Below are 245 nucleotides of genomic sequence, written 5' to 3'. Positions count from 1 at the left end.
GGAAGCAGAGGAAGCGAGTGAGCAAGTAAGGAGGCCGTTGTGGCCGGACACAAGGCACACAGGCAGCAGCTGCGCATTATCGAAGAGCGTGTGAACACCAAGAACGCCGACGAAGACTTCCCGGCGGAGGAAGAACTCAAGCACGCGTCAAAGCAGCGTGAGGAAGCGGAAAGTGCCGCCGATCTTCGTAATGCGCGCGTGAAATCCACGAATGGCGAGAAGCAAAAGCCTCGGAAAGAGAAGTA

General features: G+C 56.7%; 1 protein-coding gene. It reads left to right on the top strand.

The window, feature by feature from the left end:
- Positions 1 to 39: 39 nt before the first annotated feature.
- Positions 40 to 245: hypothetical protein (locus NLU14_RS22700; protein ID WP_275710863.1), on the top strand; the 206-nt coding region annotated here is incomplete at its 3' end.

Origin of the sequence: Marinobacter iranensis (genome assembly GCF_029207565.1) — a bacterium.
GTDB classification, from domain to species: Bacteria; Pseudomonadota; Gammaproteobacteria; order Pseudomonadales; family Oleiphilaceae; genus Marinobacter; species Marinobacter iranensis.
The sequence above is the reverse complement of the archived record's forward strand: the minus strand, read 5'-3'. Positions and strand labels throughout refer to the sequence as shown.